Here is a 25,121-nt window from a genome sequence, read left to right as displayed (position 1 = left end):
CAATAGCATGGTCGCGTGTTTTAAATATTTATTGCATGGCTATCATGTGGATGGTAGGTTTTTTGTTGTCCGGCGTTTCTAGTGGTTGTTTGGCCAGGCGAGAGTCGGAGTTATACAAGAGGCGTGCGGGAGAGGCATGGCGCCTGACAAAGTGATGATGAGGAACGTTTTATCTGAACTTTTTAAGGTACACAAAAAGTAGGCGTTTCGATAAATAAAAAAAAGCACATTAATCGCTCGGGTGGATTATGAAAAAAAATAATACCTTTCCAAAAGACCGTGGTTTCAAAGGCAGGCCCGCGAACCGGGCAGATTGGCTGGATGCCCACGAAAGTGGCTACTCAAAAAATTTGAAAAAACGCCATGTACAGATGATGGCATTGGGCGGTGCTATTGGCACCGGTTTGTTCTTGGGCGCAGGGGCCAGGCTACAAATTGCTGGTCCGTCGCTGGCCGTTGTTTATTTGGTCTGTGGCATCTTTGCGTTCTTCATCTTGCGAGCCTTGGGCGAGTTGGTAATGCACCGCCCGAGTTGTGGCAGTTTTGTCTCATACACGCGAGAGTTCATGGGAGAAGGCGCTTCTTTTGTGGCAGGATGGATGTATTTTCTGGTGTGGGCATTAACGGGCGTCGTTGATATAACCGCCATCGCTATTTACATGAAGTACTGGAGTGTATTTTCTGACGTTCCACAGTGGGTGTTTGCATTGAGTGCCCTGGGTGTGGTGACCGTGATGAATATGGTCGGAGTGAAATGGTTCGGCGAAATGGAATTCTGGTTTGCGGTCATAAAGGTTGCGGCGATCAGTGTCTTCCTGGTTATAGGTTCGTTTTTCTTTGCCACCGGCCATGCGGTGGGAGGCACTATCCCAGGCTTGCACTTGATTACCGAGAATGGCGGGATATTCCCCCATGGGCTATTGCCGGCAATTATCATCGTGCAAGGCGTGATATTTGCGTATGCGAGCATCGAACTGGTGGGTACCGCTGCAGGTGAGACGGCGGATGCACGGCGCGTAATTCCTAAGGCGATCAATGGCGTGATCTGGCGTATCGGCCTGTTTTACGTGGGCTCGGTATTTTTGCTGGTGACCGTTTTACCGTGGACTGCCTACAGCGCTAACGTCAGCCCCTTTGTCACCTTTTTCGAGGCGCTCGGCATTCCTGGCATCGGTTCCGTCATGAACATTGTCGTGATGACTGCCGCGCTCTCAAGCCTAAACTCCGGTTTGTATGCAACAGGGCGGGTGTTGCGATCATTGGCCATGGGCGGGTCTGCGCCGAAAATGTTCAAACGCATGAGCACCCAGGGCGTTCCTTATATGGGGATTCTGGTCACCATGGTCATTAACGTCATTGGAGTGGGGTTGAACTTTCTCATGCCTGCTCAACTCTTCGAGTTGTTATTGAACTTGGTGTCGCTGGGGATATTGTCGACGTGGGCGTTTATTGTTTTGTCACAAATAAACTACCGTCGAGCAGTTAAAAGAGGGGAGGTAGAAATGGTGTCTTTTAAAATGCCTGGCGCGCCATTTACGTCATGGCTGACGCTTATTTTCCTCGGTGTGGTGTTGGTGCTGTTGGGACTCGATTATCCAAACGGGACTTATACTGTCTTGTCTATTCCCTTGGTGGCGATCGCGCTGTCGTTGGGATGGTGGAAGGTGGTCCGCTCCAGAACAAACGAATCATTAGATATCAATGCTCATCCTAATCAAGCAGGCGTATAAGAAATGAACGATAAGAGGCCGAAGTCGTGGTGGCCTCTTATCGTGATGAGTTGAACCAGTGCGCCGGCGCAGTGAGTATTATCGCACTAATAAATATAGGTAAGCGCCATGAGCACACGAACTGATCTTTTAGTTACTGCCGAGTTATTGTTGCGAACAAAAGGCTATGCCTCATTCAGCTATGCCGATTTAGCCGATGAAATTGGTATTAAAAAAGCCAGTATTCATCATCATTTTCCGACTAAAGAACATTTGGGGGCCGCGGTCATCGAGAGTTATCTTTTTAGGTTTAAAAAAAAGCTGACATTAATTAACGAAGACAGCGCTGATGTGCTGGCGCGCTTGAAAAATTTTTCTGATTTTTTTATTGACAGCTCCAACAGTGGCGCATTACCGCTGTGTGGCGCACTTGCCGCTGAGCTGTCGGTACTACCGGAGGCCCTTAAACAATTGACCCGACAATTTTTTGAAGTGCACCTTGCTTGGTTAAAAAATAATTTGGCGCTCGGGCAGTCGTTAAACGTCATCAAAGCAGAGCTAGATCCCGAGGTGCTGGCAAGGGCGCTATTGAGCGTGCTGGAAGGCGGTAGTTTTGTTGCATGGGCGCTCAGTGAGAAGGTGACGGATCTGGTTGGGTTTAATTTGATTTTGAATAGTAGTGTCGTGCCAGGCCGGACCTGAAGGCCATCGTTAAGCATTCCCGCGATGTAGCCGCCCAGTTGCATCGCGGGGCAACGGGTTGATGAGTAAGCATCGCGTCTAGGTGTTAAACGGGCTTGCGGCTGTAGCTTTCGTTGAGCTGGCGTTGGGATTCAGTCGCGATCATGTCGAACACCAACGAGGAATGTCCTGAACCGGACACGCCGGTGACCACTGTGATGCAGTGCTTGAGGACCTTCAAAGTGAAGCTGCCTAGATTATTGTGCAGGCGCCAACGATATCCATGCCCTAGTACGGGGCAGGTTCCGGACCCGCAGCTTTGGCTCGTTGGAGCGGACCGCAGTGAAGACGATCCAGAATCGCGAGCACTCGCTTTGGCGATTGCCCGTCTGAGCGAGTGGAAGATTCGGCTCGACTCTGCGCGCACTGGTCTCGATGGAATTACGGGTAGTAGAGGCGCAGCACAAGCGATCACTGATATAAGCCGCTGCAATAGTGGGAAGCGTATGTTGCCGATATGCGCACTGAAGTTCCTCGTGCGATTTCAGGTCTGACGGGGGCCGAGCGACGCTTCCAAGTAAGGGGATGGGAGGAGGGGCTCTGCCCTCAAAGTTATGAGGGAACAAATTGACAATATTTTTTTTGGGCATAAGTATATTCATAAAAATCATTACAGCGCGGTATGTCGCTATCTAGCTCCTTCACCTAGGGCATAAACCTAGGGCATAAATAGTTGGATCGCACTGTGAATGAGCCAATAAAAAAAGGAGTCAAAAAATCGTGAGTCTTTCAACAAGATTCTGTCTCAAGACCAGCATTAGTGCCTGCGTTGTTGTGCTGGCGACCGGAGCAAACGCCGAGTCCCTAGGTCAGAAAATCTACACTCAAGGAGGCGAGTCACCTGCAGCAGTGGCTTGCGCTACCTGCCATTCTACCAATGGGATGGGCAACAGCAGCGCAGGATTTCCCCGTCTTGCGGGCTTGCCGCAGGGTTATTTGGCCAAGCAACTTGAAGATTTTCGCTCTGGAAAACGGGCCAGTGCCGTGATGCAACCTATCGCATTGGCGCTTAAAAATACTGAAGGTGAGGCTGTTGCCCGCTACTTAAATGCATTAGTTGTCGATGCTCCGAGTGTCGGGTTGAATTCCACCGGTAGTCTGGGCAGCGTCGCTGAAAAACTGGTGAAGCAAGGAGACTGGAGTCGCAATATTCCTGCGTGTGTGGCTTGTCACGGGGTGAGTAACACTGGCGTGGGAGAAAGCTTTCCCCCGCTTGTTGGCCAGTCCAGTGCCTACATCGCGGCGCAGTTAAATGCTTGGCGCAGTGGAACGCGAAAGAATGACCCAAATGAACTAATGATCCATATCGCACGTTCGTTGAGCGATACCGAAGTTCAAGATTTGTCAGTCTATTTGCCCAGGTTGAGCGGTGAGGTTAAGCAATGAAGTTTCCAGCGAAAATACTGCTCACTATTGCCATAGCTGTGCCACTTCTGGTTGCGAAAACGTTGTACGAAGAACGCGACATGGCTCCGACAATCAAGGGGCCGGTCGGATCTCAACGTGATGCGAATGCTCAAAGCCACGCCATCATGGCGGTTGATGCGGTTTCGCCTTCTGTATTTACCCCACCGCAAGAAATGGACCTGCCAGACAATGCCTTCGGGGTGCTGGTAAGGGAGGGCCGTGATATTTTTGTCAATACTCAAAAAAATGCTCCTGGGTATGTTGGCAATGGTCTTAACTGCAGTAATTGTCACCTCGATCAAGGTCGTAAGGCGGATTCTGCCCCTCTGTGGGGAGCTTATGGCATGTACCCCGCCTATCGAAAAAAGAATAACAAAGTGAATACGTTTACCGAACGGATGCAGGGTTGCTTCGAATTCAGCATGAACGGCAAGGCTCCCTCCAGTGATAGTCATGTAATGAAAGCGCTCGGCACCTATGCCTATTGGCTCGCGACCAAGGCACCTGTGGGCGAGAACCTTCCAGGGCGCCTCTATCCTGTTATCCCCGCACCTGAAAAAGGTTTTGATCTGGCTAAAGGGAAACAAATATATGTTGAACAATGTTCCATCTGCCATGGAGTGGAGGGGCAGGGCCAAAAGTCCTTGGGCGCATTCGTATTTCCGCCGCTTTGGGGATGGGAATCTTACAACTGGGGGGCGGGGATGCACCGCATCAATACTGCCGCCGGTTTTATCAAGCAAAATATGCCCCTGGGTAAGGGCGGTTCTCTGAAGGATGATGAAGCTTGGCATGTGGCTGCGTACATCAATAGCCATGAGCGGCCTCAGGATCCTCGTCTAGTCGATGGTTCCATTGAAAAGACTCGAAAAAAGTATCACGAAGGCGACGGCGTAAACTTATACGGAGAGACCGTTAATGGTGTGATGCTGGGACAAGGTATCAACCAACCGGATTAGCGCTATCCGCGGCGCCGTGTGTAAGCAAATGTGCAATGTAGCCGTCAGCAGCTTCAATTGCATACCGCAGATGGGTGCTTGGAATGGGCTGAAGTAGCCGGAAAATATCCGTCTACTTTAGGCCATTCCTAGCCAAAATGGAGGCGCGATGAACTTTTCCTGCATCATGCAAGTTTACTCATCTTTAAAAACCAGGGTGAGATCAAGTAGCCTCATTCAGCTACTTAATCCGTTGTGAGCCATGGCACGGTGTGACCTGTGGGAGTTTGTCTGGCGGCCTTGATGGAGTTTATATAAAGTTACCAAGACCGCCGCTCCCTTATTTACAGCGCCCGCTTTGGGCGGCTGCGGTTAATACCGCGCATCCACCGGCTTACCACCCTTCGGCCAATCCTTCAGTTTGTCCGGGAAATCCGGCCTTGGCTGCTGGGTAAAGTACGCGGCCACATCCACCGCCTCTTGGTCAGATAACCCTCCCTGCCCCAATGGAAATTTCTCGTGGAACCCGATCGGCATGTTGCGTTTAACAAATGCCGCGGCCGTGTATGCGCGCGCCATCCCCGCCCCAATATTGAACGACTGTTCGCCCCACAACGGTGGGTACACCCGTTCGCCGTCCGCTCGCGTCAGACCTTGGCCATTGTCGCCATGGCACACCGCACATTGCTTGGCATAAACCCGCTCGCCGTTGTCCAGATTAGGCTTGATCGTCGTGTCGACCTTGCCCACCCCGCGCCCTGCCACTCTATCTTCCAGCTTAACGTTGTTTTTCATCCAGTCGAAGTACGCCACCATCGCCTGCATATCTGTCGATTGTGGTGGCAGCGGCTTGCCATTCATGGAGCGGCGAAAGCAGCCGTTGATCCGTTCTTCCAGGGTCACCACTTTGCCCGCACGTGGCGCATAACCTGGGAAAAACGTCGAGACGCCAACAAACGGCGAACCGTCCGCCACAGTGCCCGCGTTGAGATGGCAACTGGTGCAATTGAGCGAGTTGCCGACGTTATTGGGCAGCAGCTCCTTGGTCTGCAGATGTAGGCGCATGCCGCGTACAACTTGTTCGGCGTTGGGGGCTGTCAGTAACTCAGCCAAACGTGGGGTTTCGAAGGCTGAAGAATCAGTGGTGATCGGGTTGAGCTGGTCCCGCATTTTCTTCACTTGGGCTGCGCTGATGGGCGTGCCTTCATTGTTCCAACTGCTGCGCACGAAGCTGAGGATTTCGGCGATTTCCTGATCTGCCAGGCGAGCAAACCCGGGCATGGTGTAGGCCCGTGGATGGGTTGCCGTCTCAGCCGTTTTCCACCCGGTGAGGGTGATGTGCAGCAGTGAAGCCGGGTCGTTCGAGGCGACACTCGGGTTACCGGCCAACTGTGGAAACAGGCCTTTCACCCCGCCGCCATCGCTACGGTGGCAGTCACTGCAAAACTGCATGTAACCCAGGCCGCCACGGCTGTTGAACAGTTCCTTGGGCGGTGCTGCGGGCTCGTGCGCCACGGCAGGCATCGGCAGGTCATCTTTACCTGGCGGCAGGGATTTCAAGTAGGTCGCGATGGCCGTCAAGTCAGTGTCAGTGAAGTGCTGAGTGCTGTGGTGAATCACATCGGCCATGTTGCCCGAGACTGTGGCAAAGCGGTTCTGCCCGGTTTTGAGCAGTTGCACGGTGTCCTCCACCGTCCACAAGTTGCGCAGGCTCAACGCGCGCCAGTGTTCGACGGTCTCGCCGGCCAGGTAATGCTGGCCGCTGCGGTCCGCATCGCTCATGGCTTTTTCCTGGAAGGCGAAGCCGCGCGGGGTGTGGCAAGAGCCGCAGTGGCCAAGGCCCTGGACCAGGTAAGCGCCACGGTTAAGCACTTCATCCTTCGCCGTGTCAGGCACGAACGGCTGCTTGTCGAGAAACGCGAAATTCCACAACGCCAGGCCCCAGCGTTGGTTGAACGGAAAGCCCATCTGCGCTTCCATGTTCGGTTTTTTCACTGCCTCCACGCCCTGCATCAGGTAGGCGAACAAGGCGCGCATATCGCCTTCGCTCATCTTCGCGTATGACGGATAGGGCATCGCCGGGTACACGTTCTGCCCGGCAGGCGTCACGCCTTCACGCATCAACCGGTCGAACTGCTCGAATGTGTACTGGCCGATGCCAGTGTCGCGGTCCGGGGTGATGTTGCTCGAATAAATCGTGCCCATCGGCGTGCTCAGCTCCAGCCCGCCGGCCATTGGCGCGCCTTGTTTGGCGGTGTGGCAGGCGATGCAGTCGCCCAGTTGGGCAACGTACTTACCCTGTTCGATCAGCGAGGGGGGAGCTTCGTTGGCGTGTAAGGGATGAGACAGACACAGCATCACCCCCACAAGGCACAGACGTAACAGGGGAAAAGTCATCGCACTATTCCTTTAATAACCCGGCCTGGGGCGATCCCCTCGGCGCAGGTCTGCAATCGTTTTTATTGAGTCATCAGGCAGACAGCCGGGGCGTGGTCAGCCCCAGCATCGTTTTAGCAAATTTTTTGCGGGCGTCCCTTGATGTGGGTCAGCGTCAGCCACTTACATCAAGGGATTTTATTAAGTGACTCGGACTTCGCCACTGACAACGCGATTTGAAAAAAGCGGTCGACGCAGTGCCCGCCGGTGACACTCACTACACCCATGCGCTCAGCCGAACAAAGCTGGGGGCAAGTCACGGGCTATAGGCGAGGCTTAGGCAGGCCTGGAAGTGGATGGCTCATGTACATCACTAAATAGCCTTCACCAGCAAGGCCACCGAAACCGCCATAGAAACAGCGGCAAACCCTTTTTGTAGGTGTGGACCTGCTAGCCGGGCCGCGATCAGGCGCCCGCACATCATTCCAACCAATGCGCCCAGGGAGAACGGCAGGGCAATCGCCCACTGCAGGTGGCCGGCCGCAGAGCTTGCGGCAACGCCGGACATCGACACCAGTGCAATCACCGCCAGGGACGTTGCCAGCACCGACTGCGCGGTCAAATTGGTGTATCGCTGCAGCGCCGGCACCACCACAAAGCCGCCGCCCACGCCGAGCAAGCCCGAAAGCCCGCCCGCAACCACGCCCGACACCGTGAGTGCCCAGGCGCACGGCGCCGTCCAGTTCAGCTTACCTCGTTGGGCGTCCAATACGCAGGGCGGTGGCTTGCTCGCGACAGCGGCCTTTGACGCCGCGGACGGCGGCAACGACCGTTTGAATACCCGGACCGCCACATACATCAGCACGCAGGCAAACAGGATCGTCAGCGGACGATTCGGCGTGCGCTGCGCCAACCAAAGGCCCAGGGGCGAACAGATGATCCCGGCGGCGGCAATTAACAGCGCTGCCTTGTAGCGGACGGTGCCGTTTTTCAGGCCCATCACCGCGCCCAGGGTCGCGGCCAGGCCGACGGCCAGCAGGCCAATGGGCCCGGCCTCGGCCATGCTCAAGCCCGCCCCGAACACCAGCAACGGCACCGCGAGTATTCCACCGCCGGCGCCGGTCAGAGCCAGAATCACGCCCACTGTCAATCCGAGCAGTAAGACGATGATCATTTCAGTCTCCTTGCGTTCAGCCCTGATTTCATTGGTCGGTCAACTCGGGTTTCGCCAGCCATTCGCGGCCCTTGAGCATGCCCTTCCAATACAGCGGTGGAAGAATCCGCTCTTTGAGCAGCCAGGCCAGCCGGGACGGGCGGGTGCCGTCGATCAGCCATGACGGGAAGCTGGGGGCGACCTTGCCGCCATAGGTGAACTCCGCCAGGACGATCTTGCCGCGTTCCACCGTCAGCGGGCAGGAGCCGTAACCGTCGTACTGCGCGCAACCGTTCGCCTTACCCATGGCCGCCAACACGTTATAGGCCACCACCGGCGCCTGCTTGCGGGCGGCGGCAGCGGTCTTGGCGTTGCTCGAATTGGCCGCGTCGCCCAGCGCATGAATGTTTGCCCAGGTTTTATGTCGCAGCGTGGCGGGGTCGACATCAATCCAGCCGGCCGCGTCAGCCAACGGGCTCACTCGAATGAAATCCGGCGCGACCTGCGGCGGTACCACATGCAGTAAATCAAACTCACGGGTCACCACACGGGGGCTGCCATCCAGATTCACCCCGCTGAACGTGGCCGTCCGTGCCGGGCCGTCGACGCGGGTGAGGGTGTTGCCGAAATTCAGGTCGATACCGTAAGCAGTGACGTATTCCATCAGCGCCGGCACATAGTCGGAAACCCCGAACAGCACCGCACCGGCGCTGTAGAACTCGATCTCGACGGCATCCAGTACGCCGCTGCGTTTCCAATGATCGGCCGATAGGTACATGGCTTTTTGCGGCGCCCCGGCACATTTGATCGGCATCGGCGGCTGCGTGAAAATCGCCCGACCACCTCGCAGTTGCTGCACCCTTTCCCAGGTATAAGGTGCCAGGTGATACAGGTAGTTGGAGGTCACGCCGTTGCGGCCCAGGGTCTCCGACAAGCCTTCGACGGCATGCCAATCGAGCTTCAGGCCGGGGCACACGATCAGTTGCTCGTATTTGACGACCCGGCAGCCATCCAAAATGACCGCATTTCGCTCGGGCTCGAAAGCCGCCACCGCTGCCTTGATCCAATGCACGCCGCGGGGCAGGGTGGTGCCCATCGTGTGAGCCGTTTGACGCGCGTCGAACACACCGCCGCCCACCAGCGTCCAGCCAGGCTGGTAGTAATGCACATCGGCCGGGTCGACGATCGCAATGTCGAGCCCCGGCGCGCGGGCCAGCAGGCTGGAGGCGGTGGCGATACCCGCCGCGCCGGCGCCAATGATGACTACGGTGTGCTGCGCCTCAGCCACTTCGACCGGCGTGCGACCCTGGTTCGCAATCCGCCGAATCACGCCCTTCATATCGAACCCGGCTTTTTTGGCGCTCTCGACGATGTGCGGCAGGTCGTGTTGACCCGCTTGTGACAGCGCCCACATCGTTGTCGAGCGCATACCGGAGCGGCAATAGGCCAACACCGGCTTGGGCAGCGTTTCCAACAGCTTGCCGAAGGCAGCCCCTTGCTCGTCGGTGACTTTGCCCGATTCGGCGGGAAGGTAGTGCGCCTCCATGCCGACTGCGTCGGCGGCGCGTTTGATTTCGGCAAACAACGGTTGGTCGCTGCCTTCGCCATCGGGGCGGTTACAAATGATGGCACGAAAGCCGGCGGCTTTCAGTTCAGCCAATTGGCTGGGGAGAATCTGTTCTGATACCGATAAAGCAGGTGCAAGGCGGCGGATATCCATAAGTGTCTCCGTTATGGGTATTTTTTCTTATATTTTTTTGGGGGGGGGATGAGTGTCAGGCGACGTTGAGCGGGATTTTCAGATAGCGGGTCCCGTTCGATTCAGGCTCGGGCAAATGCCCGGCTCGCATGTTGACCTGGACCGAGGGCAGGATCAGTGTCGGCATGTCCATCGAGGCATCCCGCTTGGTACGCATCGCCACGAACTCCTCCTCACTGATGCCATTGCGCACATGCACGTTGTGCTCGCGCTGTTCGGCAACGGTGCTGACGAACTGCACTTCACGGCCCCCCGGTTGGTAGTCGTGGCACATATAAAGCAATGTCTCTGCCGGCAGACTCAACACTTTGTTGATTGACTGGAACAGCGTGCGTGCGTCTCCGCCGGGGAAGTCACAGCGGGCAGTGCCGTAGTCGGGCATGAACAAGGTGTCGCCGACGAAGGCTGCCGTTTCGCCGCCGTTGCGGATCACATAAGTCATACAGGCTGGCGTATGGCCGGGTGTGTGCAGTGCGGTGCAGTGCAGCGTGCCGATGCTGAACGACTCGTCGCTGACGAACAGGTGATCGAACTGACTGCCGTCGCGGGGCATATCGCTACCGGTATTGAACAGCGTGCCGAAGACCTTCTGCACCGTCGAAATCTGACTGCCGATGCCTATTTTTCCGCCGACTTTCTCTTTCAGGTAGGGCGCGGCGGTCAGGTGGTCGGCGTGGACGTGGGTCTCCAGAATCCACTCGACCTGCGCATTCAGCTCGTTCACCCGGGCTATCAGGCGGTCAGCGGACGTGGTGGCGGTGTGGCCTGATTTGGGGTCGTAATTCAAAACGCTGTCGATGATCGCGCAGTGGCTGCTGGCTTCATCCAGTACCAGATAGCTGACAGTGTTGGTGGCAGAGTCGAAGAAGCCTTCGACGTGAAGTTTGACGCGCATGAACGGTCTCCTTGAGAGGGCTTTTTTTACCGAGCCACTTAGACTAAGGACTGACAGCGCAATAAGTTTGCCAGGCGATGGCACTCACCAAAATTTCTAATATCTAATTGATTTTATTTGTTTTTTTGTTGTTGTATGGGCGTGTTAGGGCCTCTGTCGGGTGGGTTTTTCTGCCATTGGCAGTGCCTGTTGACAGAGGTGGCAGTGCCACAACAGGATAGAAGAATGGATTCCAGGAGCCATGATGAAGACTTTTCAGCCGACCCCCACCAACGCCGTCCCCCCTCCGGATCAAGTGCAGTCGCTTGTTTCGTTTTTGGAACACGAACCCAACCCCATGATCGTGCTTGATCCGGACTACAACATCCTGGCGGCCAACACGGCCTATCAGCGTCAGTTCGGCAGCGCTGACAAGCCCTTCATCGGGCATAAGTGCTATCAGATCTCCCACCATTACGACGTCCCTTGTGATCAGGCGGGTGAGAATTGCCCGATGAAAAAAGCCCAGGAAATGCGTGGGCCGGATCGTGTCTTGCACATCCACCACACGCCTCGGGGGCCGGAGCATGTCGACGTGGAATTGCGCCCGATCCTCGACGAGCACGGGGTGATTACCGCCTATGTGGAGCGCCTGACACTGGTACGCAGCGCCTCGGCGCGCCCCAGCGACGAAGGGTTGGTCGGCTGTTCAGCGGCTTTCAACCTCGCCCTGTCGGAGTTGCAACGGGTGGCGCCATCCATGCTGCCGGTGCTGCTTCTGGGGGAATCGGGCACCGGTAAAGAGCTGTTCGCGCGCGCCGTCCATGAAACCAGCGAGCGGGCCGCCGGGCCGTTTGTCGTGGTGGATTGCTCGGGCTTGACCGAAACGTTGTTCGAGAGCGAGTTGTTCGGCCATGAAAAAGGCGCCTTTACCGGCGCCATCACGCGCAAGCCCGGCTTGGTCGAAACCGCCCAGGGCGGCACATTATTTCTGGATGAAATTGGCGATGTGCCGTTGGCCATGCAGGTGAAACTGTTGCGCCTGATCGAATCCTCGACTTATCGCCGGGTCGGCAGTGTCGAGACCTGTCACGCCAATTTCAGATTGATTGCCGCCACCCACAAACCGCTGGAAAAGATGATGGAAACAGGCGAGTTCAGGCAGGACCTGTACTATCGCATCAGCGCCTTCCCGATTCACTTGCCACCCTTGCGTAACCGGGTCGAAGACATCGGCTTGCTGGCCAATTCCTTTCTACAGCGTGGCGGTGCCGGCACGCGCCGCCTGACCCTCGACCCTGAAGCCTTGGCAAGGCTCCAGCAATACCCCTGGCCTGGCAATATCCGTGAGTTACGCAATGCTCTGGAAAGAGCCAGTCTGTTCGCTGACGACGGCGTCATCCGTGCCGTCCATTTACCCCAGGCATGCGCGGCGCTGCCGCCTCAGGCTGTGGCTTCGACGCCGTTAGACAGCAACACGCTGGCGCAGGTGTTGGCGACATTCAAAGGCACCCGCAGCGAGTTGGCCAAGCACCTGGGGATCAGCGACAGGACCTTGTACCGACGCCTGAAAGAACAGGGCCTGGCCTAGGCAGTCTACGACTGCCAATGACTGCCAACCTGGCAGATTGGCAGCGTGCTGGCCTGCCAATTCCCGCTGAATCCAACCCGATAACATCGTAACTGTCTGTTTTTTAACGATATAAATACAGACTCAGGCCTTGGCATACCCTGTGCTAATTGCCTGGCATGACCATTTCCGACAAACGACTGCTGCGCCATCTGCTCACCGCGGTGCTGATCAAGCTCGTGCTGCTGAGCGTGCTGTGGTGGCTGTTCGTCCGGGATTCGCACGTCACTGTCGACCCGAACACTGTCGGCAACCGATTCGGTGTACCCACCTCGACTCAAGGGGCAAGCAAGTGATCTCAGAACAACTGGTGGATTTGTCACGGCTGCAGTTCGCGGCGACTGCGCTATACCACTTTCTTTTCGTGCCGCTGACGGTGGGCATGGTGTGGCTGCTGGTCATCATGGAGAGCGTCTATGTGATGACCGGGAATGTCATCTGGAAAGATATGACGCGCTTTTGGGGCAAGTTATTCGGCATCAACTTCGCCTTGGGGGTGACCACCGGCATCACCTTGGAATTTCAGTTCGGCACCAACTGGGCGTACTACTCCCACTACGTGGGCGACATCTTCGGTGCCCCGCTGGCCATTGAGGGGTTGATGGCGTTTTTCCTCGAGTCGACCATGATCGGGCTGTTCTTTTTTGGCTGGGATCGCCTGAAGAAAGAGCATCACTTGCTGGTCACGCTGCTGATGGCCGTCGGTACCAACCTGTCGGCGTTGTGGATATTGATCGCCAATGGCTGGATGCAGAACCCGGTGGGCTCGGAGTTCAGCTACATCACCATGCGCATGGAGATGGTGGATTTCTGGGCGGTGGTGTTCAACCCGGTGGCCCAGGCCAAGTTTGTCCACACGGTATCTGCCGGTTATGTCACCGGCTCAATGTTTGTGTTGTCGATCTCCAGTTGGTACTTGCTCAAGGGGCGTGACATCGAGTTTGCCAAGCGCAGCTTTCGGGTGGCGGCTGCCTTCGGCCTGGCCTCGGTGCTGAGCGTCATCGTGCTGGGGGATGAGTCGGGTTACACGGTGGGTGAGGCGCAGCAAACCAAGCTCGCGGCCATGGAGGCCATGTGGGAAACCAAACCGGCGCCGGCGGGGCTGACCTTGCTGGCCAGCATCAATGAAGCCGAATCCCGGAACAACTGGGAAGTCGACGTGCCGTGGGTGATGGGCTTGATCGGCACGCGCTCGGTGAGCAAACAGATTCCCGGCATTCATGACATCAAAGAGAAAAACCGCGCGCGCATCCTGCGTGGCATTACCGCGGTCAATGCGCTGGAAGCCCTGCGCGCCGATCGCACCGATAAGGCGGCGTTCGAGACCTTCGAAGCGTACAAGGCCGACCTTGGCTTTGGCCTGCTGCTTAAAAAATACGTCGCGGATGTCAACCAGGCCACCCCGGCCATTATCGACAAGGCGGTGAACGATACCGTACCGCGCGTAACCCCGATGTTCTGGGCGTTCCGGGCCATGGTCGCGCTGGGTTTCGCCATGCTCCTGCTGTTCGGGCTGGCCTTCTGGAGCACCTTGAAGTCGGCCTGCACACGTCGCCGCTGGCTGCTGCGTTGGGCGCTCTGCATGCTCCCCGCGCCCTGGCTGGCCTGCGAGCTGGGCTGGTTCGTCGCTGAATACGGTCGTCAACCCTGGACCATCTACGGCGTGCTGCCCACCCACATGAGCGTCTCCACGCTCAGCATCAACAACCTCTATGGCTCGCTGGCAGGATTCGTCGCTTTCTACACCGTGCTGCTGGTGGTTGAAATGTTCCTGATGGTCAAGTTCGCCCGCCAAGGGCCCGGCAGCCTCGGAACCGGCCGTTATGCCCACGATGCCAACCTGAAGGAACTCCACCATGCTTGATTACGTCACCCTGAAAATTATCTGGTGGGCACTGGTCGGCGTACTGCTGATCGGCTTCGCCATCATGGACGGCCACGACATGGGGGTCGGCACCCTGCTGCCCTTTGTAGGCCGCACGGACCTGGAGCGCCGCGTCGCGATCAACACGGTGGGGCCGCACTGGGACGGCAACCAGGTGTGGTTCATCACGGCGGGCGGCGCACTGTTCGCCGCGTGGCCGGTGGTGTATGCCACCGCGTTCAGCGGGTTCTACTGGGCGATGATTCTGGTCCTGTGGGCGCTGTTCTTCCGCCCGGTGGGGTTTGACTATCGCAGCAAGATTCACAACGCCAAATGGCGCAGCACCTGGGACTGGGGGCTGTTTGTCGGCGGGGCCGTGCCGCCGCTGGTGTTCGGCATCGCGTTCGGCAACCTGTTGCAAGGCGTACCGTTCCACTTCAATAACATGCTGGTATCGACTTACACCGGGAGTTTCTGGCAACTGCTGAACCCCTTCGCGCTGCTGACCGGCGTGGTGAGCAGTGCAATGATCACCCTGCAAGGCGGTACCTATCTGGCGCACCGCACTGAAGGCTTGATCCAGGCCCGTGCCATCAAGGGCGGGGTTGGCGCGGCGCTGGTGCTGCTGTTTACATTCGTCATTGCCGGTGTGTGGTTGCAATCGATCAACGGCTATCGCATTACCTCGGTAGTGGATACCGCCGGGCTGCCGGACATTCTCAACAAGACCGTGGTACGCGAGGCGGGGGCCTGGATGACCAACTATGGCCATTATCCTGTGTTGTGGCTGCTGCCCGCGCTGGGCTTGGGTGGCGCAGTCGGTGCCGCATTGTTGATGATGATGCGCCGCACACTGGCCGCGTTTGTCGCCTCGTCACTCGCGGTGATCGGGGTGATCAGCACGGCCGGCGTGTCGATGTTCCCCTTCGTCATGCCGTCGTCGACCGTGCCTGCGGCCAGCCTGACCGTGTGGGACAGCGTGTCCAGTCATCTCAGCCTGTCCATCATGTTCTGGGCTACGTTGATCTTCATGCCGCTGATCGTGATTTATACCTCGTGGGCCTATCGCGTCATGCGCGGCAAGGTCACCGTGGCACAGATCGAAGCCAACGAACATTCGGCCTACTAACGCCATCAGAGGAGTAAAGACTATGTGGTATTTCGCCTGGATGCTGGGAGTCGGTTTTGCCTTGCTGCTGGCCATATTGAATGCGATGTGGGGCGAGAACGAAGCCGGTCGCGCCCTGAGCGACCGTGAGGGGCCCCGGCCATGATGCCGCGTGTCGCCGACGCCCCGGCACCCTCACGCCTTCACCCGCTAAGCTTGCTTATCGCAGTAGCGATCATGCTCGTGTGTACGCTCTATCCGCCCCTGATGGCCGCCCCGGACGGCAAAGCTGATCATGGGCTGGCAATGGCCTTGTTCACGGCGATGAGTGTGGCCTTTGTGCGGGGCGTGGGGTTTGTGCCACGCGCGCGCGCGTGGCGCTGGCTGTTCTCGGGCTGGACTTGCTTTGCGTCACTTGCAGTTGCTGGCTGGGTCAAGTTTCTACATTGAGCACTGACAACACGATTGACCTCTTGAGTGCTCGACCTAGTGAAATGTGCCAGTATTTTTCTTTGGTCCAGTAGAATGTTAGACATCTGCAAACTCGTCGGCGGCTTTAATGCCTGATTTAGACGTTATTTGAAACGCGAGTGGTGCGCCTGTAGGATTCAAGGAATGCACCACTGAAACCCTGAAGTGTCTGCGCGGCGAGGCAGTTCAGTTGAATAAACTCTAGTTCCCGCTCATTGAGTGCTGCTGCCGCGCTCGTCTAAATTTATTCTCACCGTCGTATATGCAAGCGTCATACAGGTGCCCAAACGGTGAGCAACCTACATCGGTCTTGGAACCAGCGATTTCAGCAGCAACCGAATCAATAGTCTCCAGCAGGAAGCGCTGACGGTTTTCAACGGAGCCACTGTATTGGTCCGTTCGAATGTTCGGCGTGCTGCTTAGGAACTAATCGAACAGAAAGTCATTGGCAGCCATGATTTCGATATCACCAAAACCTGCGTCCATTACCATCCGCGCAGATTTCACAGAGTCTGCGATGCCCGGTATTCCATCCTCATTTTCCACACCACATGGGACACTTGGTTGAACCGGGCCTGATTTGTAGGGCGACCAAAGCTATGCTATGCCCTTCACGTCTCGGGGTGGCAGGCTACTCACCTGCGCCAAGCAAGCATTGAGGGTTTCACGAGTTTGCTTACCGTCTTGCATAGCATCCTACGTGGAATTAACAGCCCGGATGCTCACCGGCAAGGGGTTTGAATATTGTTACATGCCGCCACCTAATTGGTTGACTATTAACGATGGATTAAATATTCGATTTTATCATGTCGCTTTGAACGCGTCGGCGGTTGACCGTCGTCTGCCACACGACGGTGTTGGGGGAGGGGAAATCTGGTGTTGATGACCTACCTATTGACTGGTAGTGTTCCTGCTAAGGGTATTTTTTTACGCTTGGAACTCTCCTTCAATAGTGTGGCCAGCCTCCATTCAGCTACTAGGAATCACTATGAACTACCTTGCACACCTCCACTTAGGCGGACAGGAGCCGCAACAGCTGCTGGGGAGTCTTTATGGAGATTTTGTGAAGGGTGCGCTTTTAGGAAAATTTTCTACTCAGACTGAGGAGGCAATCAGGCTGCATCGTCGAATTGATGCCTTCACGGATTCCCATCCACTGGTTAGAAGGGCGCTTGATCGATTCCCGGCAACAAGACGTCGCTATGCAGGAATCGCGCTCGACATGTTTTTTGATCACTGCTTAGCGCGAGATTGGGAGCGATACGCCGATCTACCCCTGGACGTTTTCTCTCAAAAAATCTATCGACTTTTAGAGGGGGAGCCCGCGTTGCCGGAACGATTGGCTCAAATCGCGCCGTTGATCATCACGGAAGATTGGCTTGGAGCGTATAGGGATTTTTCGATGATCGGCCATGGGCTGGAAGTCATCTCCCTACGCCTATCCCAACCAGACGGCTTGCTTGGTGCATACGAAGAGCTGACTGCGCTGTATGAGCCGCTGAGTGCGGATTTCTTAGAGTTCTATCCATTGCTGTGGCAATACGCCCAACCCGGTTCGGAATTCGGAAAAACATTGCCAATTTCGATGGTTAGCGTTTAGACCAGGCAGCTCGTCTGGATACAACGAGCTGCCTCAGAAGCCGATTTAATCTGGAATAAAATCAAGCGGTACTTCGCTTGTCGACTTGATTTCTTCCATTGCAAACATGGAAGTCATATTCGCAACCGGTAGCTGACTAATGATCTTTTTATAGAGTGCATCGTACGCTTGGATATCAGGCAGGAAAGCCCGAATTAAATAGTCAACCTCACCGCTCATCCGATAAATGTCGACAATTTCGGTCATGTCACGGGTGGCTTTATGGAAGCGATCTATCCATTCAATGGAGTGTTCCCTTGTTTTGATCATTATGAACACTGTCACTTTTGCGTTCAGCGTCGTTCTGTCAAGGATGGCGACACGTTTTTTGATGAAACCTTGTTGTTCCAGGCGCTGAATTCTGCGCCAGCACGGAGTCATGGAGAGCCCGACTTGCTCCGCGAGCTCGGTGACGGGCTGAGTAGAGTCTCGCTGGAGACCTGCCAGTATTCGACGATCAATACGGTCTAGGCGGGATGAGCGATCCGGCAGCTTTGAAGAAGTGGACATTTACACAGCCTCGAAAAAATATTGCACAGATATAGAGAACATTGGAAGTTGCTTCTATGTCAAGAGGTTGAGGTGTGGAAATTTTGCAATAGTTTACCTATTGTCAAATGGTAGTCTTTTTTCATCAGCTAAACGGATCGAGCAAAGTGCTTCATCAGGGAGAAAAAAAGAGGTGCGTTCTAGCCCCAAAGCGGGCGCGCTGAAAATAACAAGAGGCTCAGAGGGCCATCCCCTCGAATCTGCGCTTGGCCGGCGCATCACTGGGAGATACCGATATGATTTTCAAACGTATGGGCATGCGTCTGTTACCGGCATTGGTTCTAGTAGGAGTGGTTTCCGGATCGACAGGCGTTTACGCCGAGGGTGAGGGGGATGGCGTATGGGCTACTGCTCAGAAATCTGGTTCTATTCGATGTGGCGCGGCTGAGGCTCCGCCCTACATCATGAAAGACCCGGCCACTGGAGAGTATTCGGGTTTCTTCGTGGATACATGCCGAGAATTTGCTGAGATCTTAAAGGTCAAGCCGGTATTTGTGGATACCAGTTGGGATAACATGATTGCTGGCTTGCAATCCAGAAAATGGGATTTGGCCCCAGCGCTTACGGCTACGCCACAACGTGCTCTCTCTATCGTTTTCTCAAAAAATCTCTCAGCTACTGAATCGACCTTTATCTACAACCAGAAAAACCCAAAGACGAATCAGCCAAAAAGCCTTGCTGATATTGACCAGCCTGGCGTGACTATCGCTGTCTCGTCTGGGACTGCTCAAGATAAGTCACTGACGGCCATCATCAAAAACGCATCTATTATGCGGTTGCCCGGCCCGGACGAAATCCGTTTGGCTGTAATGTCTAAACGAGCTGATGTGATTTTTGATACGTCAGCAGCTAACGACTTATTCGCTGCTTCGCATACCGACTGGGCCGTGGTACTTAAGCCCGTACCGGCAATCGATAAAAAAGGCGTTTCGTTCGGCTTACGACGTGATACCTCATACGCAGATCTTCAAGTATTAGACCTTTATATCAATGACGCTGTTACGACCGGTCATATGGATGAGCTAATTAAAAAAGCAATCTCACACGAGACTAAGTGATTAGTCTTGGTAGGTGTTAGAGGTTGTCTGAACTTGGAGTAGAAGCTAATGGCAAATGCAAACTATCTCGTGGAAATGAAGGGGCTGCACAAGAGCTATGCTGGCGGCGTAAAGCCTGTGCTGCAAGGCTTGGATATTAGCATGTGTCCTGGTGATCGTGTCGTCGTGATTGGGCCGAGTGGTGGTGGAAAAAGTACGTTGCTACGAGTGTTGATGGGCCTAGAGGATATTGATAAAGGCCAATTACTGTTTCAAGGTAAAAATTATATTACGACTGATAAGTATGGAAGGACGGTAATTGATAAGGAGATTCGTCGTAACATTGGTATGGTTTTCCAGCATTACACATTGTTCCCACATCTCAATATTCTTCAGAATTTGACACTCGCACCGATCAAAGTGAGAGGTGAGTCTAAGCAATCAGCAGAACTACGAGCACGCGGATTGTTGACGAGATTCGGGTTGGAGGCAAAGGAAAAAGCTTATCCTGCCCATCTTTCCGGCGGGCAAAAGCAACGCGTCGCCATCGCTAGAGCCTTGATGCTCGATCCAAAACTAATGTTGTTTGATGAAGTGACTTCTGCTCTCGATCCCGAGCTGGTGGCTGAAGTCGAGCAAGTCATCATGCATTTGGCTGAACAATCCATGCCAATGGTGATAGTGACTCACGATATGCACTTCGCCAAAAACATCGCTTCGCGTGTGATTTTCTGCGCTGGCGGCGTTGTAGTCGAAGATGGGCCTCCCGAGCAGGTACTCGGTAGGCCGAAGGAAGCTCGAACGAGAGAGTTCATACAGCGAGTCTTTCATATTGGTGAGACGGTAGGAGTCGGACGTGAACTATCAATTTGATTTGTTCTTCATCGCGAACGGTCTCTGGCCGCTGCTCAAAGGGTTAGTCGTAACCCTGGAACTCACTGTCGCAGCTAATATCATCGGATTGACTCTGGGTTTCATCATTGCACTATTGGTTATGAGCCCAAATCCGATACTCCGTTGGCCTTTTACCTTGTTCATCGAATTTTTCCGCTGTACCCCTGCGCTTGTCCAGATCGTATGGTTTTTCTACTGCATACCAATCATCTTCGATGTTTACATCGATGCAATGACGATGGGTATTTTGGCGATTGGACTCAACCTTGCTGCATTCAACGCGGAAGCGTACAGGGCCGCCATGCAGGGAGTTCAAAGCAATCAGTACGATGCAACTGTTGCTCTGGGACTTTCTCCGTTTCAACGAACGGTGTATGTGGTGCTCCCACAAGCATTCCGCTCGGCGCTACCAGTATTGGTTGCAAACGGCATTGGTGCATTCCAACAAACTGCGCTGGTTGCGATAGTCGCTTTGCAAGACCTTATGTATATGGGGAAAATACTGGCCACCGACACTTATCGACCTATCGAGGTGTTTACCGTTATTGCTCTTATATATTTTGCAATATCGTTCCCTGTATCACAGCTCGTAGAATACATAGAGCGACGCCGTAAAGCGGAAAACTCATGAGGACGCGGCCATGGAACTAGATTTTTCAGTAATCTTCGATTACAAGGCTGCGTTGCTTTTTGGCCTTCTGTTAACTCTAAAGCTCACAGCAATCTGCGTTGTGTTGGGGTGTGCTTTAGGTTTTTTGGTGGCGATTGCAAGGAGCTCAAAAAATAAGATTATCTATGGGGTCAGCACTGTCTATGTAGCGCTGTTTCGCGGTACTCCAGTGCTCATTCAGTTGTTTTGGATGTTTTTCTGCTTGCCTCTGGTCTTGGGTATGGAGCTATCGAATCTGACTTGCGGAATAATCGCGCTTACGTTGTATATGGCGGCGATTACGAGTGAGACGTTCCGTGCATCGTTTAGTTTCGTCAGTAAAGAACAACATGATGCGGGGGTCGCTTTAGGGCTCACTTACCGTGTTCATACTTTGTACGTTCTTCTACCACAAGCGCTTCTCAGAGCGGCTCCCACGCTTTTATCGAATTGCACTAGCTTATTTAAGGAGAGTGCACTCGTCTCCGCCGTGGGTATGGCTGACTTGATGTTCGTTAGTCAAAACATATCGAACCGAACAGGGCACCCGGTGGAGCTTTTGACAGCAGCGGCAGTAATCTATTTTGTTATTGCATTTCCTATTACTCGTGCAGTTACTGCCTTGGAACGGAAAATCCTGCATACCATGGCTATTTAGTTAAGCAAGAAAGAAACACTTTGTAGCGATTGACAACAGTTAATAATTTAAGCGCTCGTAGCGAAGTAGGATGACTATGTTTAATGGCGATAGACCTTTCATTAGCGGACAAGAATCTGAGATCGACCATTCAATGTGGTCTGCAACTGGTGGGGCAAAGCCAGAAAGCGTGATCCTTTCACGGCAAGAGTCGTGCGATGTGTTGATCATCGGTGGCGGCTTTAATGGTGTGACGGCAGGACTCCACTGTGCGGAGCGCGGTGCTAAGACGATATTGGTTGAGGCTCAAGAAATTGGTTCTGGTGCGAGCGGTCGCAATGCGGGGCAAGTGAATCCTGGCCAGTTCCTCTCGCCCGAACAAATCCTCCGCGCATTAGGCCCCGATTATGGTCAGCTTTTCTTGATGGAATTGGGTAGCGCCCCAGACGTCGTCCGTCAGTTGATACGCGATTACGATATAGATTGTGCCGCTGACGAAAGGCCTATCATCCGCTGTTCAACGTCTCCTCAAAAAACACGAGAACTCGAAACCCAGGCTTCGGATTGGCAAGCCTTGGGCGCGAATGTTCAGATGGTCTATGGCTCTGAACTCGAAGAGATGAACGGATCGACCCGATATAAAGCAGCACTGATCGATCATCGCGGATTTACGCTTCAACCGCTTGCCTACGTGCGCGGGTTAGCGCGAGCCGCAGTCGCCAGAGGTCTTAGAATTTCTACAGGGTCTAAAGTGACATCCCTGGAACCTTCAAGTACCGGATGGGTTGCTACCACCGGCAATACGACAATAAAAGCCGACAAAGTCATTCTCTCAACCAACGCATACAGCAATGATCTGGTACCAGGTTTCAAAGAGGAAATAATGCCTCTTGGTGCTTTTGGTATCGCCACAGCAGACCCGTTACCTCCTGAGTGGAGAAAGCGAATTTTGCCTCACTACATAGCCATGTGGGACACCCATAAGATACCGCTGTGGTTCAGATATGACCCGGTTGGGCGTCTTCATGTTGGATCTATTGGGTTCCTTCCCATTCATTCGGAAGGGGATAGCTGGGTAAATCGCGCAATGAAGTTTGTCTACCCGTTCGCGCCTACATTCAAATGGGGCTATCGGTGGTCAGGCACGCTCGGCCAAACGGTCGACAGATTGCCGCATCTCGTTGAACCGCGCCCGGGCATCTTTGCGACCATCGGATGTAACGGACGAGGCATTGCGCCAAATGCTTATTTCGGAAAAATGCTAGCTAGAATCGCACTTGGCGATGATGTAATAACTCCGTTGCCACTTAGAAACTCTACGAAATATCCAATGCGTGAAATCGCGTTAGAAGCATATGACGCTGGAATTCGCTTCTATCGTAATACGTTACTTTTTACGTAATAAAAACGAAAAAATGCGGGTTTTGCATTGCTATTGGATATCTTCGTTCGCATCTTTGCGAGTCCTTGAAAAATAATTCCAAGGATTTTGATTTTTTTAGAAGTTTATTCATTTTTGCTTGGTTTTAGCGGTGAAGATTGGAAGCAGCTTCTGATGAAGGAAGAATACACTGACTTATCGAACCCAATTAGCGAAATGGCAATATGAGTAGCCTCTGGGCTGTTTGCGACGAGATGACCTATATTTCGGATCTATGTAGATAGGTGAAGAAAAATGAGTGTTAAATCAACAAAATATAGTGCTCTAGATGAATTGGCGTCCAGGGTACAGGCAGATCTCCACGTCCTACGCTTTCCTCATGACCCTTGGGTACTGCCTAAGGCGCACCCTAGCGGTAAGCATGTCTACGACGTTGCTATCATCGGGGGCGGGCAAGGCGGGTTGGCAGTCGCGGCAGGTCTTTTGCGCGAACGAGTTGATAACATCGTTGTTTTTGATCAGCAGCCCAAGGGACTGGAAGGCCCATGGAACAATACGGCGCGGATGCGCACTTTGCGTACCGTAAAGCATTTGCCAGGTATTGATGCTTCCTTAACCAGCCTTGCACCTCAAGCCTGGTACACAGCCAAATACGGTGAAGAGGCCTGGGAAGAGCTGATCAAGATTCCGAAAGGCGATTGGCAAGAGTATCTTACATGGTGTCGCGATACGCTAAAGATTCCAGTCGAGAATCTTACTGGTGTCTCCAACATCATTCCAGAAGATAAACTCTTTCGACTAGAGCTGAACAGATTCGACGGTCGAGGGGAAATATCGTCTCGCGACGTTGTTTATGCTCGCAGAGTGGTTGTTGCGACGGGCGTTGATGGCAGTGGGGCGTGGCATGTCCCCAAATTCATCTCATCGGTATTGCCCAGAGATCGATATGCTTCTTCAGGAGAGCATATTGATTTTTCCAAGCTTGTAGGGAAGAAGATTGCTGTTCTCGGTGCAGGCGCATCTGCATTCGATAACGCTTCGACCGCGCTTGAGGCGGGAGCGTTAGAAGCGACTGTTTGTATTCGTCGCAAGGATATCCAGCGTATTAATCCTCAGATCTGGATGGCAAAAGCAGGGTTTCTTAATCATTACGCTGATATGGATGATTCCCTGAAGTGGAAATACATGCGGCATATGTTCAGGTACAACATTCCAGCTCCGCAGGACGCCTATAATCGATTGTCAGGTTTAGAAGGTGCGAGCGTTCGTACCAATGCGGCCTGGGAAAGGGTGAAACTCGTCATTGATAACGGAAAAGAACAAGTTGAGGTTACCCTTGCATCTGGAGACAAGCTCAAGGTCGACTACTTGATTGTTGCTGTTGGGTTTGTCAACGATTTTTCACTACGCCCAGAGCTTTCAAGTATTTCCAATGACATAGCGCTATGGCGAGACAAATATAGTCCTGCCCATGGGGAGGAAGATGCTCAAATATCCAGCCACCCCTACCTTGGCGAGAATTTTGAGTTTGTCGAAAAAAAGCGTGGGGAAGCCCCCTATATTAAGAATATATTCAACTTTACCTATAGCGCCCTTGTAAGTATGGGGCTTTCCGGCTCGGCCATCAGCGGGTTTAGATACTCGGTTCCTCGTGCGGTACGTGGTATCACAAAATCGCTTTATCTTGAGGATGCTGAAGAGATTTATAATAAATTCACCGATTATGCCGAGCTTGAGATCGTAGGAGTTGTTCCATTTAGCAATTCAACTCCAGCAAACAAGGTTTTCGCTGATTGAGTTAAGTGTCCTTGCTTGGCCCATGAAAGGTATCGGTAACCGATACCTTTACTGACATAAAATTATAAATTGTTGATATCCATTAATAATGGATAGGGATTATTTTATGCGAAATGTTGCAACTTTGTTAGCGCCTGCTGCCGTTGGCCCTTATTCCCAAGCAGTCTGCCATGGCGAATATCTATTTGTTTCGGGGCAACTAGGCATTGACCCTGCCAAGGGAGAGTTGGTCGCGGACGATGCCTTGCTTCAAATGAAACAGTGTCTCAGTAATATCTCAGCGATTGCTGAAGCAGCGGGTACCGGTATTTCAAAGACTATCAAAACAACAATAATGGTCACGAATTTAAGTGATTTTGCGAAGTTGAATGACGTATACGCTACCTATTTCTCTTCTCCGTTCCCTGCTCGCGCCACATTCGAGGTTTCCGCACTACCAAAAGGAGCCCTCGTTGCAGTAGATGCCATTGTCGCGCTGGACTGAATGTTGAATCAGTAGCCAAATACA

At 53.8% G+C, this 25,121-nt stretch carries 25 protein-coding genes; 18 read left to right on the top strand and 7 right to left on the bottom strand.

Annotated features, from left to right (window positions below):
* Positions 1-248 precede the first annotated feature (248 nt).
* Positions 249-1,730 carry an amino acid permease gene (locus J3D60_RS05350; protein ID WP_253490243.1) on the top strand — a complete coding sequence of 494 codons (1,482 nt, stop codon included), beginning with the start codon at positions 249-251 and terminating at the stop codon, positions 1,728-1,730.
* A 108-nt stretch (positions 1,731-1,838) separates the two neighbouring features.
* Complete coding sequence (locus J3D60_RS05345) at positions 1,839-2,411, top strand: TetR/AcrR family transcriptional regulator (protein WP_253490242.1); 573 nt, start codon at positions 1,839-1,841, stop codon at positions 2,409-2,411.
* 85 nt (positions 2,412-2,496) lie between these two features.
* Here J3D60_RS05345 and J3D60_RS31265 read toward each other — a convergent pair whose 3' ends face one another.
* Complete coding sequence (locus J3D60_RS31265) at positions 2,497-2,631, bottom strand: hypothetical protein (RefSeq protein ID WP_301294467.1); 135 nt, start codon at positions 2,629-2,631, stop codon at positions 2,497-2,499.
* Positions 2,632-3,170: 539 nt separating this feature from the next.
* On the opposite strand from J3D60_RS31265, the gene J3D60_RS05340 reads away from it, so the two are divergent.
* Complete coding sequence (locus tag J3D60_RS05340; protein WP_253490241.1) at positions 3,171-3,836, top strand: c-type cytochrome; 666 nt, start codon at positions 3,171-3,173, stop codon at positions 3,834-3,836.
* A complete protein-coding gene (locus J3D60_RS05335) occupies positions 3,833-4,816 on the top strand; it encodes a c-type cytochrome (protein ID WP_253490240.1) in 984 nt (327 codons plus the stop codon). The genes J3D60_RS05340 and J3D60_RS05335 overlap by 4 nt, the downstream gene beginning before the upstream one ends.
* 351 nt (positions 4,817-5,167) lie before the next feature.
* Here the strand turns inward: J3D60_RS05335 and J3D60_RS05330 are convergent, their stop codons facing one another.
* From J3D60_RS05330 to J3D60_RS05315, 4 genes are all read right to left on the bottom strand, one after another.
* The gene (locus J3D60_RS05330) at positions 5,168-7,192 is read right to left on the bottom strand and encodes a c-type cytochrome (RefSeq protein WP_253490239.1); all 2,025 of its coding nucleotides are present in this window, start codon (positions 7,190-7,192) and stop codon (positions 5,168-5,170) included.
* A gap of 352 nt (positions 7,193-7,544) precedes the next feature.
* Positions 7,545-8,345 (bottom strand): sulfite exporter TauE/SafE family protein, encoded by an 801-nt coding sequence (locus J3D60_RS05325; RefSeq protein WP_253490238.1) that lies wholly within the window; start codon positions 8,343-8,345, stop codon positions 7,545-7,547.
* A gap of 28 nt (positions 8,346-8,373) precedes the next feature.
* Positions 8,374-10,044 (bottom strand): bifunctional protein tyrosine phosphatase family protein/NAD(P)/FAD-dependent oxidoreductase, encoded by a 1,671-nt coding sequence (locus tag J3D60_RS05320; RefSeq protein ID WP_253490237.1) that lies wholly within the window; start codon positions 10,042-10,044, stop codon positions 8,374-8,376.
* Positions 10,045-10,099: 55 nt separating this feature from the next.
* Entirely contained in the window at positions 10,100-10,978 is an 879-nt protein-coding gene (locus tag J3D60_RS05315; RefSeq protein ID WP_253490235.1) for an MBL fold metallo-hydrolase, read from the bottom strand.
* A 244-nt stretch (positions 10,979-11,222) separates the two neighbouring features.
* On the opposite strand from J3D60_RS05315, the gene J3D60_RS05310 reads away from it, so the two are divergent.
* The 6 genes from J3D60_RS05310 to J3D60_RS31260 all read left to right on the top strand — a co-directional run bounded on the left by J3D60_RS05310 (position 11,223) and on the right by J3D60_RS31260 (position 16,009).
* Positions 11,223-12,548, top strand: coding sequence for a sigma-54-dependent Fis family transcriptional regulator (locus J3D60_RS05310; protein WP_253490233.1), 1,326 nt, complete (start codon positions 11,223-11,225; stop codon positions 12,546-12,548).
* A gap of 158 nt (positions 12,549-12,706) precedes the next feature.
* Positions 12,707-12,883 (top strand): cytochrome oxidase putative small subunit CydP, encoded by a 177-nt coding sequence (gene cydP, locus J3D60_RS05305; RefSeq protein ID WP_024076427.1) that lies wholly within the window; start codon positions 12,707-12,709, stop codon positions 12,881-12,883.
* Positions 12,880-14,451, top strand: coding sequence for a cytochrome ubiquinol oxidase subunit I (locus J3D60_RS05300; RefSeq protein WP_069076695.1), 1,572 nt, complete (start codon positions 12,880-12,882; stop codon positions 14,449-14,451). Before cydP ends, J3D60_RS05300 begins: the two co-directional genes overlap by 4 nt.
* Positions 14,444-15,580 (top strand): cytochrome d ubiquinol oxidase subunit II, encoded by a 1,137-nt coding sequence (gene cydB, locus J3D60_RS05295; protein WP_253490231.1) that lies wholly within the window; start codon positions 14,444-14,446, stop codon positions 15,578-15,580. The genes J3D60_RS05300 and cydB overlap by 8 nt, the downstream gene beginning before the upstream one ends.
* A 22-nt stretch (positions 15,581-15,602) precedes the next feature.
* Positions 15,603-15,725 carry a cytochrome bd-I oxidase subunit CydX gene (gene cydX, locus J3D60_RS05290; protein WP_253490229.1) on the top strand — a complete coding sequence of 41 codons (123 nt, stop codon included), beginning with the start codon at positions 15,603-15,605 and terminating at the stop codon, positions 15,723-15,725.
* Positions 15,722-16,009: a cyd operon YbgE family protein gene (locus tag J3D60_RS31260; RefSeq protein WP_069787662.1), complete on the top strand. Its 288-nt coding sequence runs from the start codon at positions 15,722-15,724 to the stop codon at positions 16,007-16,009. Before cydX ends, J3D60_RS31260 begins: the two co-directional genes overlap by 4 nt.
* 222 nt (positions 16,010-16,231) lie before the next feature.
* Here J3D60_RS31260 and J3D60_RS05280 read toward each other — a convergent pair whose 3' ends face one another.
* Positions 16,232-16,435 (bottom strand): hypothetical protein, encoded by a 204-nt coding sequence (locus J3D60_RS05280; RefSeq protein WP_224796979.1) that lies wholly within the window; start codon positions 16,433-16,435, stop codon positions 16,232-16,234.
* A gap of 583 nt (positions 16,436-17,018) precedes the next feature.
* On the opposite strand from J3D60_RS05280, the gene J3D60_RS05275 reads away from it, so the two are divergent.
* Entirely contained in the window at positions 17,019-17,630 is a 612-nt protein-coding gene (locus J3D60_RS05275) for an ACP phosphodiesterase (RefSeq protein ID WP_069787661.1), read from the top strand.
* 45 nt (positions 17,631-17,675) lie between these two features.
* Here the strand turns inward: J3D60_RS05275 and J3D60_RS05270 are convergent, their stop codons facing one another.
* Positions 17,676-18,179 carry an Lrp/AsnC family transcriptional regulator gene (locus J3D60_RS05270; protein ID WP_150689092.1) on the bottom strand — a complete coding sequence of 168 codons (504 nt, stop codon included), beginning with the start codon at positions 18,177-18,179 and terminating at the stop codon, positions 17,676-17,678.
* Positions 18,180-18,454: 275 nt separating this feature from the next.
* Between J3D60_RS05270 and J3D60_RS05265 the strand changes: the two genes are divergently transcribed.
* The 7 genes from J3D60_RS05265 (at position 18,455) to J3D60_RS05235 (ending at position 25,097) form a co-directional block, all read left to right on the top strand.
* On the top strand, positions 18,455-19,276 hold the full coding sequence (locus J3D60_RS05265; protein WP_253490227.1) for an ABC transporter substrate-binding protein: 822 nt from the start codon (positions 18,455-18,457) through the stop codon (positions 19,274-19,276).
* A 48-nt stretch (positions 19,277-19,324) separates the two neighbouring features.
* A complete protein-coding gene (locus J3D60_RS05260) occupies positions 19,325-20,128 on the top strand; it encodes an amino acid ABC transporter ATP-binding protein (protein WP_108538219.1) in 804 nt (267 codons plus the stop codon).
* Positions 20,112-20,780 carry an amino acid ABC transporter permease gene (locus tag J3D60_RS05255; RefSeq protein ID WP_253490226.1) on the top strand — a complete coding sequence of 223 codons (669 nt, stop codon included), beginning with the start codon at positions 20,112-20,114 and terminating at the stop codon, positions 20,778-20,780. Before J3D60_RS05260 ends, J3D60_RS05255 begins: the two co-directional genes overlap by 17 nt.
* 10 nt (positions 20,781-20,790) lie before the next feature.
* Positions 20,791-21,456 carry an amino acid ABC transporter permease gene (locus J3D60_RS05250; RefSeq protein WP_150689090.1) on the top strand — a complete coding sequence of 222 codons (666 nt, stop codon included), beginning with the start codon at positions 20,791-20,793 and terminating at the stop codon, positions 21,454-21,456.
* 70 nt (positions 21,457-21,526) lie between these two features.
* Positions 21,527-22,837 carry an FAD-binding oxidoreductase gene (locus tag J3D60_RS05245; protein ID WP_253490224.1) on the top strand — a complete coding sequence of 437 codons (1,311 nt, stop codon included), beginning with the start codon at positions 21,527-21,529 and terminating at the stop codon, positions 22,835-22,837.
* A 273-nt stretch (positions 22,838-23,110) separates the two neighbouring features.
* Entirely contained in the window at positions 23,111-24,613 is a 1,503-nt protein-coding gene (locus J3D60_RS05240) for an FAD-dependent oxidoreductase (protein WP_253490222.1), read from the top strand.
* 106 nt (positions 24,614-24,719) lie between these two features.
* On the top strand, positions 24,720-25,097 hold the full coding sequence (locus J3D60_RS05235) for a Rid family detoxifying hydrolase (protein WP_253490220.1): 378 nt from the start codon (positions 24,720-24,722) through the stop codon (positions 25,095-25,097).
* Positions 25,098-25,121 lie beyond the last annotated feature (24 nt).

This window comes from Pseudomonas sp. S3E17 (assembly GCF_024168685.1).
In the GTDB taxonomy this organism is placed as follows: domain Bacteria; phylum Pseudomonadota; class Gammaproteobacteria; order Pseudomonadales; family Pseudomonadaceae; genus Aquipseudomonas; species Aquipseudomonas marginalis.
The sequence above is the reverse complement of the archived record's forward strand: the minus strand, read 5'-3'. Positions and strand labels throughout refer to the sequence as shown.

What these genes read in the sequence shown, in the direction of transcription:
- J3D60_RS05350 (WP_253490243.1), top strand. Translation starts at nt 249, where the DNA reads ATGAAAAAAAATAATACCTTTCCAAAAGACCGTGGTTTCAAAGGCAGG.
- J3D60_RS05345 (WP_253490242.1), top strand. Translation starts at nt 1,839, where the DNA reads ATGAGCACACGAACTGATCTTTTAGTTACTGCCGAGTTATTGTTGCGA.
- J3D60_RS05335 (WP_253490240.1), top strand. Translation starts at nt 3,833, where the DNA reads ATGAAGTTTCCAGCGAAAATACTGCTCACTATTGCCATAGCTGTGCCA.
- J3D60_RS05330 (WP_253490239.1), bottom strand. Translation starts at nt 7,192, where the DNA reads ATGACTTTTCCCCTGTTACGTCTGTGCCTTGTGGGGGTGATGCTGTGT.
- J3D60_RS05325 (WP_253490238.1), bottom strand. Translation starts at nt 8,345, where the DNA reads ATGATCATCGTCTTACTGCTCGGATTGACAGTGGGCGTGATTCTGGCT.
- J3D60_RS05320 (WP_253490237.1), bottom strand. Translation starts at nt 10,044, where the DNA reads ATGGATATCCGCCGCCTTGCACCTGCTTTATCGGTATCAGAACAGATT.
- J3D60_RS05315 (WP_253490235.1), bottom strand. Translation starts at nt 10,978, where the DNA reads ATGCGCGTCAAACTTCACGTCGAAGGCTTCTTCGACTCTGCCACCAAC.
- J3D60_RS05310 (WP_253490233.1), top strand. Translation starts at nt 11,223, where the DNA reads ATGAAGACTTTTCAGCCGACCCCCACCAACGCCGTCCCCCCTCCGGAT.
- cydP (WP_024076427.1), top strand. Translation starts at nt 12,707, where the DNA reads ATGACCATTTCCGACAAACGACTGCTGCGCCATCTGCTCACCGCGGTG.
- cydB (WP_253490231.1), top strand. Translation starts at nt 14,444, where the DNA reads ATGCTTGATTACGTCACCCTGAAAATTATCTGGTGGGCACTGGTCGGC.
- cydX (WP_253490229.1), top strand. Translation starts at nt 15,603, where the DNA reads ATGTGGTATTTCGCCTGGATGCTGGGAGTCGGTTTTGCCTTGCTGCTG.
- J3D60_RS31260 (WP_069787662.1), top strand. Translation starts at nt 15,722, where the DNA reads ATGATGCCGCGTGTCGCCGACGCCCCGGCACCCTCACGCCTTCACCCG.
- J3D60_RS05275 (WP_069787661.1), top strand. Translation starts at nt 17,019, where the DNA reads ATGAACTACCTTGCACACCTCCACTTAGGCGGACAGGAGCCGCAACAG.
- J3D60_RS05270 (WP_150689092.1), bottom strand. Translation starts at nt 18,179, where the DNA reads ATGTCCACTTCTTCAAAGCTGCCGGATCGCTCATCCCGCCTAGACCGT.
- J3D60_RS05265 (WP_253490227.1), top strand. Translation starts at nt 18,455, where the DNA reads ATGATTTTCAAACGTATGGGCATGCGTCTGTTACCGGCATTGGTTCTA.
- J3D60_RS05260 (WP_108538219.1), top strand. Translation starts at nt 19,325, where the DNA reads ATGGCAAATGCAAACTATCTCGTGGAAATGAAGGGGCTGCACAAGAGC.
- J3D60_RS05250 (WP_150689090.1), top strand. Translation starts at nt 20,791, where the DNA reads ATGGAACTAGATTTTTCAGTAATCTTCGATTACAAGGCTGCGTTGCTT.
- J3D60_RS05245 (WP_253490224.1), top strand. Translation starts at nt 21,527, where the DNA reads ATGACTATGTTTAATGGCGATAGACCTTTCATTAGCGGACAAGAATCT.
- J3D60_RS05240 (WP_253490222.1), top strand. Translation starts at nt 23,111, where the DNA reads ATGAGTGTTAAATCAACAAAATATAGTGCTCTAGATGAATTGGCGTCC.
- J3D60_RS05235 (WP_253490220.1), top strand. Translation starts at nt 24,720, where the DNA reads ATGCGAAATGTTGCAACTTTGTTAGCGCCTGCTGCCGTTGGCCCTTAT.